Annotated in this window: 15 protein-coding genes; 3 read left to right on the top strand and 12 right to left on the bottom strand. The window is 60.9% G+C overall.

The window, feature by feature from the left end:
• Positions 1–6 precede the first annotated feature (6 nt).
• The 8 genes from P3T24_RS00075 to P3T24_RS00040 all read right to left on the bottom strand — a co-directional run bounded on the left by P3T24_RS00075 (position 7) and on the right by P3T24_RS00040 (position 7,776).
• Positions 7–1,329: an MFS transporter gene (locus tag P3T24_RS00075; RefSeq protein WP_429431356.1), complete on the bottom strand. Its 1,323-nt coding sequence runs from the start codon at positions 1,327–1,329 to the stop codon at positions 7–9.
• Positions 1,330–1,395: 66 nt separating this feature from the next.
• A complete protein-coding gene (locus P3T24_RS00070; protein WP_429431353.1) occupies positions 1,396–2,742 on the bottom strand; it encodes an MFS transporter in 1,347 nt (448 codons plus the stop codon).
• Between the two features lie 69 nt (positions 2,743–2,811).
• Entirely contained in the window at positions 2,812–4,236 is a 1,425-nt protein-coding gene (locus P3T24_RS00065) for an FAD-binding oxidoreductase (RefSeq protein WP_429431350.1), read from the bottom strand.
• A gap of 86 nt (positions 4,237–4,322) precedes the next feature.
• Positions 4,323–5,207, bottom strand: coding sequence for a dihydrodipicolinate synthase family protein (locus tag P3T24_RS00060; RefSeq protein WP_429431347.1), 885 nt, complete (start codon positions 5,205–5,207; stop codon positions 4,323–4,325).
• Between the two features lie 203 nt (positions 5,208–5,410).
• Positions 5,411–6,106 carry a GntR family transcriptional regulator gene (locus tag P3T24_RS00055; RefSeq protein WP_143787624.1) on the bottom strand — a complete coding sequence of 232 codons (696 nt, stop codon included), beginning with the start codon at positions 6,104–6,106 and terminating at the stop codon, positions 5,411–5,413.
• A gap of 112 nt (positions 6,107–6,218) precedes the next feature.
• Positions 6,219–6,458, bottom strand: coding sequence for a hypothetical protein (locus P3T24_RS00050; protein ID WP_074266301.1), 240 nt, complete (start codon positions 6,456–6,458; stop codon positions 6,219–6,221).
• Positions 6,459–6,876: 418 nt separating this feature from the next.
• The gene (locus P3T24_RS00045) at positions 6,877–7,167 is read right to left on the bottom strand and encodes a DUF4148 domain-containing protein (RefSeq protein WP_429408436.1); all 291 of its coding nucleotides are present in this window, start codon (positions 7,165–7,167) and stop codon (positions 6,877–6,879) included.
• Between the two features lie 159 nt (positions 7,168–7,326).
• Positions 7,327–7,776, bottom strand: coding sequence for a hypothetical protein (locus P3T24_RS00040; RefSeq protein ID WP_429431344.1), 450 nt, complete (start codon positions 7,774–7,776; stop codon positions 7,327–7,329).
• A gap of 116 nt (positions 7,777–7,892) precedes the next feature.
• Between P3T24_RS00040 and P3T24_RS00035 the strand changes: the two genes are divergently transcribed.
• Positions 7,893–8,483 carry an IMPACT family protein gene (locus tag P3T24_RS00035; protein ID WP_429431341.1) on the top strand — a complete coding sequence of 197 codons (591 nt, stop codon included), beginning with the start codon at positions 7,893–7,895 and terminating at the stop codon, positions 8,481–8,483.
• Between the two features lie 14 nt (positions 8,484–8,497).
• Here P3T24_RS00035 and P3T24_RS00030 read toward each other — a convergent pair whose 3' ends face one another.
• The 4 genes from P3T24_RS00030 to aldA form a co-directional block, all read right to left on the bottom strand.
• On the bottom strand, positions 8,498–10,159 hold the full coding sequence (locus P3T24_RS00030) for a GMC family oxidoreductase (RefSeq protein ID WP_429431338.1): 1,662 nt from the start codon (positions 10,157–10,159) through the stop codon (positions 8,498–8,500).
• A gap of 55 nt (positions 10,160–10,214) precedes the next feature.
• The gene (locus P3T24_RS00025; protein WP_429431335.1) at positions 10,215–11,432 is read right to left on the bottom strand and encodes a mandelate racemase/muconate lactonizing enzyme family protein; all 1,218 of its coding nucleotides are present in this window, start codon (positions 11,430–11,432) and stop codon (positions 10,215–10,217) included.
• Entirely contained in the window at positions 11,433–12,755 is a 1,323-nt protein-coding gene (locus tag P3T24_RS00020; RefSeq protein WP_429431332.1) for an MFS transporter, read from the bottom strand.
• Between the two features lie 166 nt (positions 12,756–12,921).
• Complete coding sequence (gene aldA / locus P3T24_RS00015; RefSeq protein ID WP_429431329.1) at positions 12,922–14,346, bottom strand: aldehyde dehydrogenase; 1,425 nt, start codon at positions 14,344–14,346, stop codon at positions 12,922–12,924.
• 141 nt (positions 14,347–14,487) lie between these two features.
• On the opposite strand from aldA, the gene P3T24_RS00010 reads away from it, so the two are divergent.
• Positions 14,488–15,093 (top strand): GNAT family N-acetyltransferase, encoded by a 606-nt coding sequence (locus tag P3T24_RS00010; protein WP_429431326.1) that lies wholly within the window; start codon positions 14,488–14,490, stop codon positions 15,091–15,093.
• 652 nt (positions 15,094–15,745) lie between these two features.
• Positions 15,746–16,003: a hypothetical protein gene (locus P3T24_RS00005; protein WP_429408448.1), complete on the top strand. Its 258-nt coding sequence runs from the start codon at positions 15,746–15,748 to the stop codon at positions 16,001–16,003.
• The last annotated feature ends 383 nt before the right edge of the window (positions 16,004–16,386 follow it).

Here is a 16,386-nt window from a genome sequence, read left to right as displayed (position 1 = left end):
CTCCCGTCAGGCGGGTACGTGAGCCACGCCCGCCGCACCTTCCTGTTCGGGAATCGGTTTGCGCACCAGCAGCAGATAGGCCATCGCCCCGGCGCCCGCGATGCCCGCGGCCGTCAATAGCGCCGGCACGAACGACGACGCCTGGGCGATAAAGCCGGTCGCGATCGGCGCCAGCGCGCCGCCGAGAAAGCCGCCGAAGTTCTGGATGGCTGCCAGCGACGCGATCCGGCTGGGCGGCGCTGCCGCTGTCGCCAAAGCCCATGACGAAGCCGCCGCCGCGTTGCCTAAAAAGACCACCACCGAAATGCAGGCGACCGCGATCGCATTGCTCTCGACGAGAGCAGCCGGAATCGTGAAGACCATCATGCCGAGCATCGAGACCACCACCGCGTTGCGGCGGCTCGCCACCGGCGAACGGCTGCCCCGGGTAATCAGATCGGAGAACCAGCCCGCCACCAGCGAGCCGACGATGCCGCACAGGAACGGCACAGATGCCGCGAAGCCGGTATGGATCAGGCTCATGTGCCGCTCGATCGTCAGATAGCCCGGCAACCAGGTCAGATAAACCCAGTTGAGATACACCGAGCCGAAGAAGCCGATCAGCATCCCCCAGGTCGTCGCATACGAAAACAGACCTCGCCATTCGGCGAACGTGAGCTTGGAGGGTACTTCGCCTGCTGACTGGCTGACCTCGTCGAGATAGCGGCGCTCCGCCTCGGTCATCTGCGACTTGTCCGGATCGCGGTACAACGCAAACCAGATGACTGCGACCACAAGACCCAGCATACCCGTTGCAATGAAGGCCCAACGCCAGTTGAAGGACACCACGACAAACGACAGGCATAGCGGTGCAAGCGCGCTCCCCAACGGCGAGGCCGCGTTGTAGATGCCGGTGGGCGTGCCGCGCGAGCGCAACGGAAACCAGTTGCTCACGACCCGGGCGGCCGAAGGAAACTGCGGCGCTTCGCCAATGCCGAGCACGGCGCGTGCAACGATAAAGAAGCCGAAGCTGGACGCGAGGCCACCCGCCATCTGCGCCAGCGACCACACGACAAGCCCAATGCCCAGCAGCCGGCGTGGGCCAATGCGATCGACCAGTCCACCAATCGGTAACTGACACACAGCGTAGATCCACAGAAATGCGGACAGCAGCAGGCCCATCTGACCGAGCGAAAGTCCGAGCTCGGCACGAATCATCGGGTTGGCGACAGCCAGCGTGCCGCGATCCATGTAGTTGACGACACCGCTCACCATCAGCAGCACGAGCGCGACATGCTGGGCTCGGCGGATTGCTGGCGGGGCGGGCTGACTTTGCGCGGTATCGCTCATGCTCGCTGTCTCCGTCTCATAGCAGGTATGACTGCGTCATCGCAGTTGTTTGCCACCTCGTGCGTGTCAAACTTCAGCGCGCAAAGGCTCGGCCGGATCGGACACGCGGCGATCGGCCTGCGCGGGACGCAGCATGGCAAGCAGAAGCGCCGCCACTAGGCCGCTCGCCGCAAGCACATAAAGTCCCGCAGGCACCGAGTGAAACGACGCCTCGACGGCATTGCGCACGGTCGGCGCAAAGAAACCGCCAAGATTGCCGATCGCGTTGATCACCGCGAAACCGCCCGCCGCTGCGGTGCCGCCCAGATAGGCTGCTGGAAACGTCCAGAAGATCGGCTGTACCGTCATGATGCCCATCGTGACGAAACACAGGGCCACGATCGCCCCAACGGGACCCATATTGGCCGATACCGCAAGACCACACGCGATAGAGAACGCCGAGAGCACCGCGAAACCGCGCCGATGTCCGGTACGCACCGCGAAGCCTGGATAAAACGCACCCGCCACGATGGCGCAGGCCCACGGAATAGCCGAGATCAGCCCGACGTGCAGGCCCACTTTGACATGCAGCAGCGCGCTTACCTGGGTCGGCAAATAAAACGCCACCCCGTAGCCTGCAATCTGGATCGAGAAATAGAGGAGCGCGAAATGCAGCAGCTTCGGATCGACCAGTGCGGCACGGAAAGTCATCTTGCCGATTTTCTGTTTCTGCCGATCTTCAGCAGCAAGTGCGCGCGCGAGCGCTTGTGCTTCATCGCGCGGCATCCACTTCGCGTCTTCGGGACGATTACACAGATAGAAATAGCCCCACACGCCTACCACCGACGCCAGCAGGCCTTCGACCAGGAACATCAATTGCCAGCCGTGCAGGCCGAACAGGCCATCGAGATCAAGCAGCATGCCCGATAGCGGACCGCCCAGCATCAACGCGAGCGGCGAGCCGAAGTAGAAGATCCCCATGATCTGTCCGCGTGCGCGAGCGGGAAACCAGTACGTCATGTAGAGAACCGCACCTGGGAACAGTCCCGCCTCGGCGGCGCCCAGAAAGAAACGGATGAACGAGAACAGCGAATCGCTCGACGCGTATGCCATGGCCGCCGAAATCAGCCCCCATGTGACCATGATGCGCGAAAGCCAGACACGCGCGCCGACACGATGCATCATCAGATTGCTTGGCACTTCGAACAACGCGTAGGCGATGAAGAAAATACCTGCGCCGAAGGCGAACGCAGCGTTGCTCACGCCCGTCGACGCCTGATAGGACTGCTGCGCAAAACCGATGTTCGCCCGATCGAGGTACGACAGCATGTACATCAGGATCAGAAACGGCACGATCCGCCACTTGGCGCGCCTGATTGCACGCTCCACCAAAACCTCTTCATCGCCGTGCACGGGGTGCAGGTTCGTCTCCATCTCGTCTCCTTGTTGTTCCCTTGACGGGATACCGCATCCGGTCTCGCGCCGGTGGTCGTGGACGGCGGTTTAAACCACCTTGCCGGGATTGAGCAGATTCAGCGGATCGAGCGCGGCTTTCAGGCGGCGCATCAGGGCAAGCTCAGGTTCGCTGCGCGTGTACGGCAGCCACGGCTTCTTGGTGATGCCGATGCCATGTTCAGCTGAGATCGTCCCACCGAACTGTTGTACGAGACCATAGACAATCGCGGTGATCTCTTCTTTCGGTTGCGGCGAAGCACCCGGCACGCAGGCGACGATATGCAGGTTGCCATCGCCGATGTGCCCATAGAAGAGCGCAACCGCGTCGGCAAAGCGGGCGCGCAAGGCTGCGAGACACGCGTTCACGTATTCGTCCATCACCGCGACCGGCAAGCCGATGTCGAATGGTTCGTGAGGCCCGAGGACCTGCGGAAATTCCGCGCAGGCATCGCGCACGCCCCAGAACGCCTGTACGTCCGCGAGCGATTGAGCCAACGCTCCGTCGGCGAGTACGCCTTCTTCGATCTGATGCATCAACCAGGACTCGAAACGCGGGGCGTCGTACGCCGCATCCATTCCCTGGGCTTCGATCAGCACGTAGCAGGCATGCTCGCCCGGCAGCGGATTGCTCACGCCGGGTACACGCTGCGTGACCGTCTGCCAGTAATCCGGCCACATCACCTCGAAGGCGGACAGGAGCGGCCCCAAACCGCGGCGCGCCGCGTTTAGAAACACGACTAGCTTGTCGTAGCTTTCGAGTGCGCACAGCGCTGCCATCGTGCAGCCCGGTTTGGCAGACAGGCGCAGGACGATGCGCGTGATAATGCCGAGTGTCCCTTCGCTGCCGATGAACAGATGCTTGAGGTCATAGCCCGCATTGTTCTTGAGCATCTTGTTGAGATTCGTCACCACGCTGCCATCCGGCAGCACGACTTCGAGCCCCAGCACCATTTCACGCGCCATGCCGTAGCGGATCACACGGTTGCCGCCCGCGTTAGTCGACAGATTGCCGCCGATCGCGCACGAGCCACGCGCACCGAGGTCCAGGGGAATGAAGAAACCGGCCACATCCGCGGCCTCCTGTACGCTCTGCAGCGGCGTGCCCGCCTTGACCGTCATAGTTGCCGATGCAGGGTCGATCTCTTCGATCCCCACCATGCGCTCGAGCGACAACGCCACCGCCCCCTCGAGGGGCCTGGCGCCGCCGCACAGTCCCGTCAATCCGCCCTGCGGTACCACCGGGACGCGATACTGCGCACAGATGCGCATCGCCGCAGCCACGCCGGGCGTGTCCGTAGGACGCAACACCGCTAGGGGCCGCTGGGGCCCGAGCGTGCTCCAGTCCTGTTCGTTACGTGTGGGGATGTCGTTGCCGGTCAGCACAGCGGCAACACCGAGGGCATCGCGCAATGCGGCGAACAACGCCTCGGATGTATCGCCGGCCCTCTCGGGCAAGCAGATTTCGTGGTCCATCGTGTCTCCTTCCCTGTTTTCGCAGCGTGCGCGGGTTCGCATCGGCCCGGTGCGTGATTACCGGGCGGTGCGTTGCGCTTACCCCGTCACACCGTCGTCCGAGCTAGCAGCGCACGCGGCAATGCGGCTTTTACATCCGCGTCAATCGCCATGAGCGGCGCGCGTACGCGGCGCCATCCGTCGTTGCCTTGGCAAGCGGCGACCCATGCCTTGAGAAGCGGCACAAAGGGCTGACCTGCCACGGCCCGCAGCAGATCCTTTAGCACGCCGAAGTCTCGGTCCTGTTCGCTGTCGTAAGACGCGCGAACCTGCTCTGGCGCGATGTTGGCAAGCCCGCAGATCGATCCGGCACCGCCCGCTGCCCGCGCGCGTCCAATCGTGTCCTCTGCGCCCACATAGACCTTCAGGCCGGGATGATTGCGGATCAGCGCGAGCGAATGATCGAGGTTCCCGCTGCTGTCCTTGATACCGTCTATCACGTTCCCGTAGCGCTGACGCAGTGTCGCGATCGCCTCGTCGTCGAAACTCACTCCGGACACCTGAGGAATGTGATAGAGGATGACGCGCAAGCCCGGATCGCCGGCTGCGTCGATCACCTGACCGATCGATTCGACCACGCCGGCGCTGCTGACATCCTTGAAATAGAACGGAGGTAAAAGCAAGACACGGCGGCAGCCCTGCGCCAGCGCATGCCGCGTCAAGGAGATCGCGTCGCCCAGTGCTGCAGCGCCCGCGCCGACCACCAGATCACCACTGCCGATTCCGCGCCCGAGCAGCCCTTCGAGCGCTGCGCTCCGTTCGGCGACCGTGAACGACTGGCCCTCGCCGGTCGTGCCGAACAGAGTAATGCCGTGTAAGCCGCGCCGCAGCAGATCTGCCGAATGCTGCGCCAGCAGCGCCACATCTACGCGGTTCGCAGCATCGAGCGGCGTCGTCACTGCTGCCAGCACGCCCTGTCCTTCGAAAGACATAACCCGTCTCCTTCAGTCATACGTCCCGGCGGCGCCACCTCCGCACTGGGCGTTCGAAATCGATCCGGCGCAACCCAGCCATCATCCAATGACGGACCGAACTGTAGCTGACATGTTAGTTAGAAATCGGCGAAGCGTCAAAGAAGAATTTTTACGGAGCGTAAGCGATATGCCTCCGACCGACCCGGCGGCCCGTAGCCCTGCTAGCCGAAGTTGCCCATCGAGCGCTGGCGCGCGTTCTCGATATGCGTGCCGAGCAGACCGACCGCTTTTTCCACGTTGCGCTCACGAATAGCCGCGATCAGTTCGAGGTGTTCATCCATCGTCGGAACCACCACCTCGGGCTTCAGGACCACGTGTTCGAGGCGGATCAGGCGGATGCGCAGACTGTTGACGCGATAGATATTGGAGACGATATCGTTGCCCATCGCGTCGATCATCATGTCGTGCAGACCCCAGTCGACTGTCTGGGCGTCGTTGAGAAGACGATCGTCGATTTTCTTGGCAACCGCTCGGCGCACGATATCCCTGTGCGCCCGCTCGATTTTTTCGAGGTCGGCGTCGGATGCGGTACGGGTGAAATTTGCAACCGCCTCCCGCTCGAGCATGAGGCGCAGTTGAAAGGCGTTGCGGATCAACCGCAGATCGACATGACAGACCTGCAGACCGCGGTTCGGCACGGTCTTGATGAGACCCTCGGCTTCGAGGCGCGGCACCATTTCACGAATCGCGCCAAGCGGCATATCGGTCAGGACCATCAGTTCGCGTTGCGAGACGAATTGCCCAGGCCGGATATTGGCGTTCAGGATCTGCTGCGTGAAATTTTCATAAGCGACGAGGCGGAGAGACTTTCCCTGGCTCTCGTCCAGGTCCGTCTTTGCCGGTGTCATTGTATTCATAGCCGGTCTCGCGTACGTGTTGGTTGCACGGCAACATGTTAGCACGTACGTGTACGCTGCCAGCCGTCGCGAGACAGGGGTGGGGAGTTACGCGGCGATGCGCGTTGGCCCCTTACTCATATACATTGATGTGCCGATCAAGGTAGATAATTGCGGCATCAGGAGATTCGGCCTCATAGATCGGCTTGCCCGCGTAGAGAACTGTGCAGCCGCGTACCGAGAGTGCGGGAAGCGGATCCCTGGCGGTGAAGCCTGCTGTAGCGGTAGCGTCAATCTCGCAGGCGAACAGGAGATCGCCTGCGCTGGCCAACTCGAATTCGAATGAAGGCGATAAGCAAAGATCCCTTCGCATAGGTAATTCCGTTCACATGATCCGTCTGGGAGCACACATACTCTCACCACAATTTGAATATCCCTATGCGCAGACTCTTACACTTCATTTCCCGCGAATCGCAACAGACGAGTGCCCCCGTTTGCTCACCGGCGCAAGCGGGCGTAGCTCGAGGAAGATTTAGTAATGGTCGCAAAGGAAAAAGCGCCCAGACCGCGAAAGTCTGAGCGAAGCCATCGGGAGCCCGACGGCGGAGGTATTCAAGGCGACAAGGTGAAAGCGGCTCGCTAATGCGGTCGAAACCGGTAGCGAGCCCGCTCTCTGCACGGCGCCGCTCAGCGACCGTGCGTACTCATAGAGTGGTGTTCAAACGGCCACGTGCGCCCGCTATTCTTCCGCAGCGCGGAATCAGGGCATCAATGCATCAGTGGCAGGGCCTTTAGTTCTGGTTGGACTTCGACACGGCCGGCTGTGCCATATCCGACGAACCGTTTGCGACGCCGCCCACATCGGTCGCACCGTTTTGTGCTGCTATTTTGGCCTCAGCAGCCTGAATCTGCGCAGGATAAGCGTTTTGGTCACCGTCGCCCGGGTAATAACCAGCCTGTTCGACCTGGACCAATTGGGCGTGCACTTCCGCACGGGTGAGAGGCTGGTTCGATTGAGCGAACACAGCAACCGGTGCAGCAAACGCAGCGGCAACGACAACGGTTTGAATAAGGGATTTCATGGCTAATACCTCCAGACTTTTGTTTGTCCTGCAACGAACAGCCCTGTTCGTCAGTCAGTGTCTACAGTCTAGGTAAGTACGCGTTTAAGATTAACCCCCGCGTCCGAAAGGGATTATTGTCAAATAGCCGTTAACCCTAATGAAAGGTTGACCGTGAGCTCAGTGCCTGCTGGCTCTGCGAAGGCCCAAGGCGCCCATGATGGCCCCGGCGATGCCCGTAATCGCGCCCACAATGCCCGCGATCAGGGCCACGTAGCTGATCCAGTTGGTGGTGGTCTCGGGGACCTTCGCGGGAAGTGCCGATGCGATCACGACAGGCGGCGGCGCGGAGACTTTGTTCGGCGGAGCTTCCGCGGGAAGCGCGGTTGCGGTCACGCTCGGGGTCGCCACGACCGATACGGACGTGGACGTCCCAGGCGTTGCATAAAGCCCTGTAGCGAGCGCCATGGATGCGGCCGGGGTATCCCGTGTGATATCGCCAGCCAGAGCGACCGTCCCATGCGCTGAGAAAAGCAGCGTTGCCACGAGCGGTAGCAGACGGCCCCTCGCACGTCGTGATTGGCAAGCGGATGCGTCGATGCGCGCCGCTGTGAAGCGTTCTTGTTTCATCCCCCGTCCATCCAGGCACCGTGTAGGCATATCATGTCGTAGCCTGTCCATCGGGGTCAATATAGGTGCGGCAGAAAACGGCGTTCAGGCAAATGATTTAATCGAGTTCCATCAACGTGAGTCACACTCTTTCAACATCCGTCTCTGCAGAACTCGAAGTCCGCAAGAGCCGCTTTATCGCCTATGCCATTCCCGTTGCGGACCGCGATGCTGCGATGGTCGAACTGCGCCGCCTGCGTGAAGCGCATCCCGCTGCTACACACGTGTGCTGGGCGTTGCTCGCCGGGGGACATTCCGGCATGTCCGACGACGGCGAGCCTTCCGGCACCGCCGGCAGGCCGATCCTCGAAGTACTGCGCCATCATGATCTCGACGGCGTGCTGGCCGCCGTCGTGCGCTACTACGGCGGCGTGAAGCTGGGTGCGGGCGGCCTCGTGCGCGCGTATGCCGATTCCATTGCTCGTGTGCTGCAGGACGCGCCGCGCATCGAACGGATTGCGCAAACCTTGTTGACAGTGGAGATCGGCTATCCCGACGAAGCGCGCGTGCGCCGCTGGATCGAACAGGAAGGTTATGCGCTTGCTGATAGCGGGTATGAAATGGAAGTGCGGCTGACGATCGGCATGCCTGTTACCGCACTGGACGCGGCGCGCGAAGCCTTGCGGGATATGACGCAAGGGCGCGCCGTGTTGCACGACGCGCCGTGACACCCGGCTGATACTTAATGCGTCGCCGCTAACTCCGGTTGAGCGCGCTTGAGCGCGAATTCCATCAGCGCATCTTCGAGAATCATCTGAGCCCCTTTCTCCGCCACCATCATCGTCGGCGCATTGATATTGCCGGAGGTGATGTTCGGGAAGATCGACGCATCCACCACGCGCAAGCCTGCGATGCCGTGTACGCGCAGGCGTTCGTCGACCACAGAAGTCTGCGCATCGGAACCCATCGCGCACGATCCACACAGGTGGTAGATCGAGCCCGACTGCTCGCGGAAATACTGCAGAAAGCCCTCTCGCGTATTGACCTGCGGCCCTGGTGAAATCTCTTCGACCGTGATGCCCTGCAACGCCTGCGTGGCCATCACCTTGCGCACCAGTTCACAACCCTGAATCACTTCGTCGATGTCTTTGTCCGTGGTCAACGCGTTGATACGGATCTTCGCCGCGTCTTCCACGCGGTTCGAAGCGATTTCGATCGTGCCACGGCTCGTCGGCCGACATGGATTAAACGCCAGCAGGAAGCCAGAGTACGGTTCCGGCTCAAGGCTCGCCTTGCTGCTCTTAGGAATGCGATACGACAACGGGTTGAAATAGAGCTGCAGGTTAGGCTGCGCTTCCTGGTCGTTGCCCTTGAAAAAGCCACCCGACTGATTCACGCTCATCGCGAGCGGCCCCTTGCGGGTCAACAGATACTGCAAACCCAGCTTGAGCTTGCCGAGCAACGGCCGCATTTCGTCGTTTAACGTCTTCACGTTGGCGCGATAGTAGAAGCTTACGCACAGATGATCCTGCAGGTTTTGCCCGACTGCCGGCAATTCATGCACGAGCGGAATGCGATGCTGCGCGAGCAACGCCTTGGCGCCGACGCCGGACAGTTGCAACAGCTTCGGCGTATCCACTGCGCCAGCCGACAAGATCACCTCGCGATTCGCTAAAAACCTGCGCTCGCTGCCGCCCTGCTTGACCACCACGCCCGTCGCACGCTTGTTGGTGTCGAACAGCACCTGGCTCACCAGCACGTCACGTTCGACGCTCAGATTCTTGCGCTCCAGTACCGGATGAAGATATTCGAAGCTGCTCGACGAACGCTGCCCGTTGCGCGTGTTCACATCGTAAATGCCCGCACCTTCGAACTGCGCACCATTGAAGTCTTGAGTCCGCTGATAACCCGCCTGCTCGCAGCCCTTCAAAAACACCTGGCAAATCGGATGCACGGCATCGTTCATCGGGGAAATGCGAATTGGACCATCGTGGCCGTGATATTCAGTATTGCCAAGAGGATGCGACTCGAGCTTGCGGAAATACGGCAGCACGTCGTTAAACGACCAGCCTTTGTTGCCCGCGGCCGCCCAGTCGTCGAAATCGTGCGGTTGACCGCGCACGAAGATCATTGCGTTGATCGATCCCGAGCCGCCCTGCACCTTGCCGCGCGGACAATAGATGGGCCGGTTGTCGAGTTCCTTTTCGGGCTCGCTGTAGTACATCCAGTTATAGGTTTCGTTGTAGTACGTTTTAGTGAAACCCACGGGGACCTTGAACCAGAACGAGCTATCCTTGCCGCCGGCTTCGAGCAGCAGTACCGAGTATTCACCCGAGGCCGTCAGGCGATTCGCGAGGATGCAGCCCGCAGAGCCGGCGCCGACGATAATGTAGTCGTAGTTCATGGTGTAGTTCGCCCGATGGCGCCCGCTTCAGTGAATGCGAAAGTGACTCTCAAGTTCAACCCTTGGCCGGCGCAAGATCCTTGACGTCGGCGGGCTTCGCGGCCATCTGCAGATGCAGGCGTTCGCCGCTGTACGGCGAGTGTTGCCGCACCACATCCATTTCCAGTTCGACGCCGAGACCCGGCTCGCGTGACGGAATGATGTAGCCGTCTTCCCAGCGAATCGGTGTCTTCAATACTTCCGCATGGAATCCGCCCCACGTCCCGATGCTTTCCTGAATCAGGAAGTTCGGCGTGCAAGCCGCCAGTTGAATGCTCGCTGCGGCGCCCACCGGACCGTTGTAGAGATGTGGCGCGATCTGCGCGTAGTACACCTCAGCAATGCTCGCGACTTTCTTCGCTTCGAGCAGACCGCCTACGCGCGCCACGTTCAATTGCAGAATCGATGCCGCGCCCGCCTCGAGCAGCTTGAAGAACTCGTACTTTGTGGTCAGACGCTCGCCGGCCGCGATAGGAATGCTGGTGTGTTTGGCCACCTGCGCCATCGCGCCTTCTTGTCCCGGCGGCACCGGCTCTTCGAACCAGAGCGGATCGTATTTCTCGAGACGTTTGGCGAGGCGGATCGCCGACGACGGCACCATTTGCCCATGTGTGCCGAACAGCAAATCGGCCTTGCTGCCCACCGCTTCGCGCACCCTGCGGCAAAACAGTTCGCAACGGTCCAGTACTTCTATCGACAACTGGTGACCGGAATACGCGGTGTACGGACCTGCCGGGTCGAACTTGACCGCCGTGAAGCCGCGTTTCACGTTCTGGACCGCGCATTCGGCCGCGAGATCGGGATCGTCGTAATCGTATTCGCCGTCGCGATTCTTCGGATACAGATAGGTGTACGAGCGAAGCCGTTCGTTGACCATGCCGCCCATCAGTTCGTAGACAGGCTTGCCGGCAGCCTTGCCGATGATGTCCCAGCAGGCCATCTCCAGGCCGCTGACGATGCCCATCATGGTCAGGTCGGGACGCTGCGTAAAGCCGCTCGAATAGGCTTCACGCCACAGCCGCTCGACGTGATGCGGATCCTTGTCGAGCAGATAGCGGCCGAACACATCGTCGATCAGGTGGGTCATCGCATTCGGATGAAACGTCGCCGAATAGATTTCGCCGACGCCTTCAATCCCGCACGCCGTCTTCAGCTTGACGAAGATCCAGTACATGCCACCCAGATGCGGCGGCGGCACGGCGACGATATGCGTTTCGAGCGAGACAACTTTCATTTACAGACCTTCTTTCCTGTTAAGCATGTTTCTAAGTGCAAGAGCAGCGAAGCCGCCGAGCGCAGCGACTGCGGCTACATAACCAAAGTAGAGCTGGTACCCGAATACACCGGGATAGGTCTGCGTCAGATAGCCGTTGATAAGCGGCAGAAAGACGTCCGGCGAATAGCCGAGCACCGAGATCAAACCGATTGCCAGACCCATCGTTTCGACGGGCACATTGCAGCGATCGAGCAACGACCAGTACAAGCCGCGAATTGCGTAAGTCAGAATGCCGATGAACAACACGAGGAACACCAGCGCCACGTGACTGCCGATTCCGGGCGCAGCAACCAGTCCGAGCAGCGAGAGTGCGGCGAGGAACAGCGCGATCACCAGCACGGAGACCTTGGAAAAGCGGTCGCCGAGGAAACCGCCACCAATGCCGCCGATAGGCCGCATCCACAGCTTGAGCGTGGTGATCGTGCCGGCCATCACCACGGAGAGGCCAATCGCGCCTTCATGCAGATAGGCCGAAAAGCTGTAGGTCGCCCAGAAGACCTGATAACCGCAGAACACAATGGCGGCCACCAGCCACAGTTCCGGAATCGAGGCGAGCGTTTTCAGGTCGACAAACACGTTACTGCGCCTGCGTGCGGCGGCGTGGTCCGCCGCGGCTTTGCTACCCTGCGGATCCTTCACGAGACCAAGCACTACGCCAAGCGCAATGCACAGAAACGCGTACATGTAGACCACCAGCTTGAAACCTGCCGCGACCGGTTCGTTACGCGTCTGCGTCATCCAGGCAAACAAGGTGATCGCAACGGTCGCCAGCAGCGCTTCGATCAGGCCACGGCCACCGTCGAGAAAACCGAAGAAGCGGCCTTGTTCATCTGCTCCGGCGATCATCGACACGCGCTTGATGACGGCAGCCCAGAACGTCAGACCGGTCGACAGACCCCAGCCGCCGAAGATGACCATCAGCAGATGAAACGACGGCGCGGTCGAATACCACAGACCCAGCGCGCCGGTTGCGACCAGTGAGAAACTGATGAGCATGCGCGGCGCGATACGGTCGGCGAGCCAGCCGCTCGGCAGATAGCTGAGCAGGAAGATCGTCCCAAGCGACGAGTAGAGATAGCCGAGCTGGCTGTCGGTGATATGGAACACCTCCAGCATGGTCGGCTGATACACCTGCCGCAAATAAAGAATGGGATAAATCGCGCCGGCGGCGATCACCAGCAGCAACAGTTGCACATAGCGCTGTGCAACGTTTTTCCGCACGGCGGCTGCGTCGTGAGCAACCGACAGCGCGGCGTTGGATTGAACCGGTTGAGATGACACTGGGGTGCTCCTAAGAGACACACAAGGCCTGCAGCGCATTGCTGCCCCGGCTTTGTCGCATCTCCAATATCTTTGTTATGGTTGCAGCGTGCTTGCGCGAGACTGCAGGTTCAGAAAGGGCGCGCCGCTCTGTGCAGCGTGCCGGTTTTGAGTGTGTATCGAGCCTTTAGTACCTCATGACCACGAGGCGTGTCTGCGTAAATTCGAGCATGCCGTGCTTGCCATCGTCGCCGCCGAGGCCAGAGCGCTTCCAGCCCGCGTGGAAGCCCTGATACGGGTCGGCCGGCGTGCGGTTCACGTACAGCTCCCCTGCTTCGATGCCGTTGGCGATCTTCATCGCGGAACGATAGTTCTCGGTGTAAAGCACTGACGACAGACCGAACTGGTGATCGTTAGCCATCCCAAGCGCTTCGTCGAGCGTGCTGTATTTGACGACCGGCATGATCGGACCAAAGGTCTCTTCCTGGATGATCTCCATGTCCTGGCTGCAGTTCGAGAGCAAAGTTGCCGGGTAAAAGAACCCGTTGCCGCCGGGCAACTCGCCACCCGTCTCGAGCCTGGCGCCCGCTTCCACGGCGCGCATGACCATTGCATGGATCGACTGACGCGACGCCTCGTTCACAAGCGGCCCCATGAGGGCGGCGTTTTCAGCGCGGTCGCCGATTTTCACCGCACTCATGTGCTGCCTGAGCAGCGCCACAAAGCGATCGTGCACGCTCTCGTGCACATAGACGCGTTCGATCGCCGTGCACAACTGGCCACAGTGTGTGGTCTTGGACGCCACCAGTTCGCGCGCGGCCTTTTCGAGGTCGGCATCCGGCTCGATGATGGCGGGCGTTTTGCCGCCCAGTTCGAGCGACGGCTTGGCGATGTTCGCCTTGCAATACTCGAGCACCTTGCGCCCGGCACTGACGCTGCCCGTCAACGTGATCATGCCGACCGCCGGATGCGTGCAGACGTCTTCCGCGGTGGCGTGACTCATGGCCAGAATGTTCACGACACCTGCCGGCAAACCAGCGCGTTCGACTGCCCTGGCAATTTCGAATGCCGAGATCGGCGTGTTGTTGCTTGGGCGCACCACGACCGTGTTGCCGGAGATCAGAGCAGGCGCGATCTTGCGCAGCAATGTGTAGACCGGATAGTTAAACGGAATCAGGCAGGCGACGACACCGATCGGCTCGCGATGCAAGACCAGATTCTCGTCGGGGGTATCGCTCGGAATGACTTCGCCTTCGATGCGGCGCGCCCATTCCGCGTGATAGTGGGTGATCTGAGCGGCGTAGATAGCTTCGTTGGTGGCATCCTCGACGCTCTTGCCGGACTCCAGCGCGAGCGCGACGCCGATAGCTGGTGCACATTCCGTCAAGGCATCTGCAAGCTTGTGCAGATGGACCGCCCGCTCGGCGGCGGGCAGCTTACGCCAGCCTTTCTGCGCATCGGCGGCGGCGCCGACCGCGGCGATTGCTTCGTCTCTCGACGCAGCGGAGACCTGGGCAACCAGGGCGCCGGTAGCGGGGTTGTAGACGGAGATGAGGTCGTCGGTTGCGGGTTCGATGAACTGGCCGTTAGCAAAATTCCGCTCGAGTCGCATAGTCTTTACCAGGTGGCGTGGTGCGAAAAACACATTGCCGGCCGCGATGAATGGCACGCCGCCGGTGCATGGGCAGAATTCTTCTCCGCGCCGCGAGGACCGACAAGCGACTAATTCGAGCCACAAACATTCGAAAAACTCATGTTATGGTTCGAGGCCGGGTGTGAAACACGAGCGATTAAAATGCGAGGCCGGACACGTCTGGAAACGTGGTCCAGGCCGATCACATCTGCCGTACAGAGGGAAACACAAGTCATGTCCTCCCGCCGCAAATGGGAATTCGAGCTTTTCACGCACGCCGCCCCGGACGTATGCGCAGCTGTCACGCGGGCTATCGCAAGGGAGGACGTCCCCGCGATCGCCTCGATCATGTACCGCGCTTTTCAAGGCACCGTGGATGATGAGGGCATGCCGGAGGAGCAGGCCGCGCGGAAGGTGAACGCGATCATCGACGGCAAATATGGGCCGTTCATCGCAGCGGCGTCGCGTGTCGCCATCGTCAACGGCGAGTGTGCGGCGTTTTTGCTCGCGACCGATTACGAGCCGTACGGGATGCCGGTGATTGCAGCGATCGCTGTCGCACCGGAGTACCGCCGACGGCGATATGGCCGGCTTCTTCTGCAAGCGGCGACCCAGGCGCTTGCGACCCTGGGCTACTGCCGCTGTTGCGCCATGATCAGCCCCGGCAATGCCGCCTCCGAAGCCTTGTTCGTATCGATTGGGTTCAAAGAGGCGCAGCCGTCGTAAAGCGCCGATGACACCGGTTTATAGGCGGGTCGAGAACATGCGCCACCAGGCGCACCCAGAGCCGCTAGCCGAGGCGCAACAAGGATGCCTGACTAGCGAGCAAAGTTTGAAGTTCATTCGAATCGGGCCGAGTCCCCCAGTTTCGGGCGCCGGCCACTGACGCAATGGCGATCCACGAATTGGGTGGAAACCATTCCTGCACGACGGTTGTGCCCTGCAGAACACGAAGACGCCCCGTTTGCTCGCAATAGTCGGCGCACAGCTCCGTGCCGTCCAGTTGGGCAGTGACGAGGGGGTTACGCGTTCGCTGCATCGAGATCTCCCGCATAAAAGAACCTGGCGCGCGAGGGCGACGTACGACCCGTGCGCGATGCCGGTCGCGACGTACACGCGAGCGCGCACGACCTCGGTGATCGCCCCATGACCGGGTGCTACCGGCGACACGGGCAGTGACGGGAGTCTATGAAGAGTTCGGATTTACAGGTGAAACGTGCATGCGAGATTGGTAACGTGAGGTTACCGATCGCGTTTCCAGGAGCGCGGGACTTGTCGGGGGCTCTCGACTTTATTGCACCGTGCATCCAGTGATGAGGAGACCTCGTATATGAAGTGACGCGGCGCAATTTCTGCATCGCATTCTGGGAGAAATGAAATGAACAAGGCAATGCTGACTGTCGTTTTGACGGGAGTGGCTGCGGTTTCGTTTGGGGTGTCGGGTGTGGCGTTTGCCGGCAATGCGCATGGTGCCGCGACGGCGGGGATGACTTACCAGGGGGATCCGGTTTCCAGTCCCTGGACGACCAAGCCTGCGGGGTGGACTATGGGGCAGCGTGCAGACGCGGAGCCCGCAGTGGCCGGGGATACTTCTGAAAATGTAGTGGTGAGTCGCGCGCAGGTGGAGGCGCAATAAGAACTGAGGTTTGCTTTTGCCTGCGGCGCTTGACCGCGTTCCTGCGGAGCTGGCCTCTCCTTGCACTGCTATCGGTCTATCAGCTTCGCCCAGTGCGGAGCGGCAATTCAAAATAGTTAGAATACCTACACAGTTCGCAGGGGACGTTATGCCCGACGGCGTGGCGCGAAGCGCGACGCTGGAACGGATGAGCGCTGTGTCACTGACGGGTGTGATGCGAGGGCACAATGCGTGCGCGGACCACTCCGTGTTCACACAAGTGGTGGACACCTACAGGCTAGCGGTTGGAAGCCCGCTTTCTTTGCTTACTTGTATATTGGTCCCAGTGTCCGGAAACTGATCCTTTCCGTTCACCGGAAGCGGTAGCCCGTTTTGCTTACCGG

Source organism: Paraburkholderia sp. GAS33 (assembly GCF_050436645.1).
Classification (GTDB): Bacteria; Pseudomonadota; Gammaproteobacteria; order Burkholderiales; family Burkholderiaceae; genus Paraburkholderia; species Paraburkholderia phenazinium_B.
The sequence above is the reverse complement of the archived record's forward strand: the minus strand, read 5'-3'. Positions and strand labels throughout refer to the sequence as shown.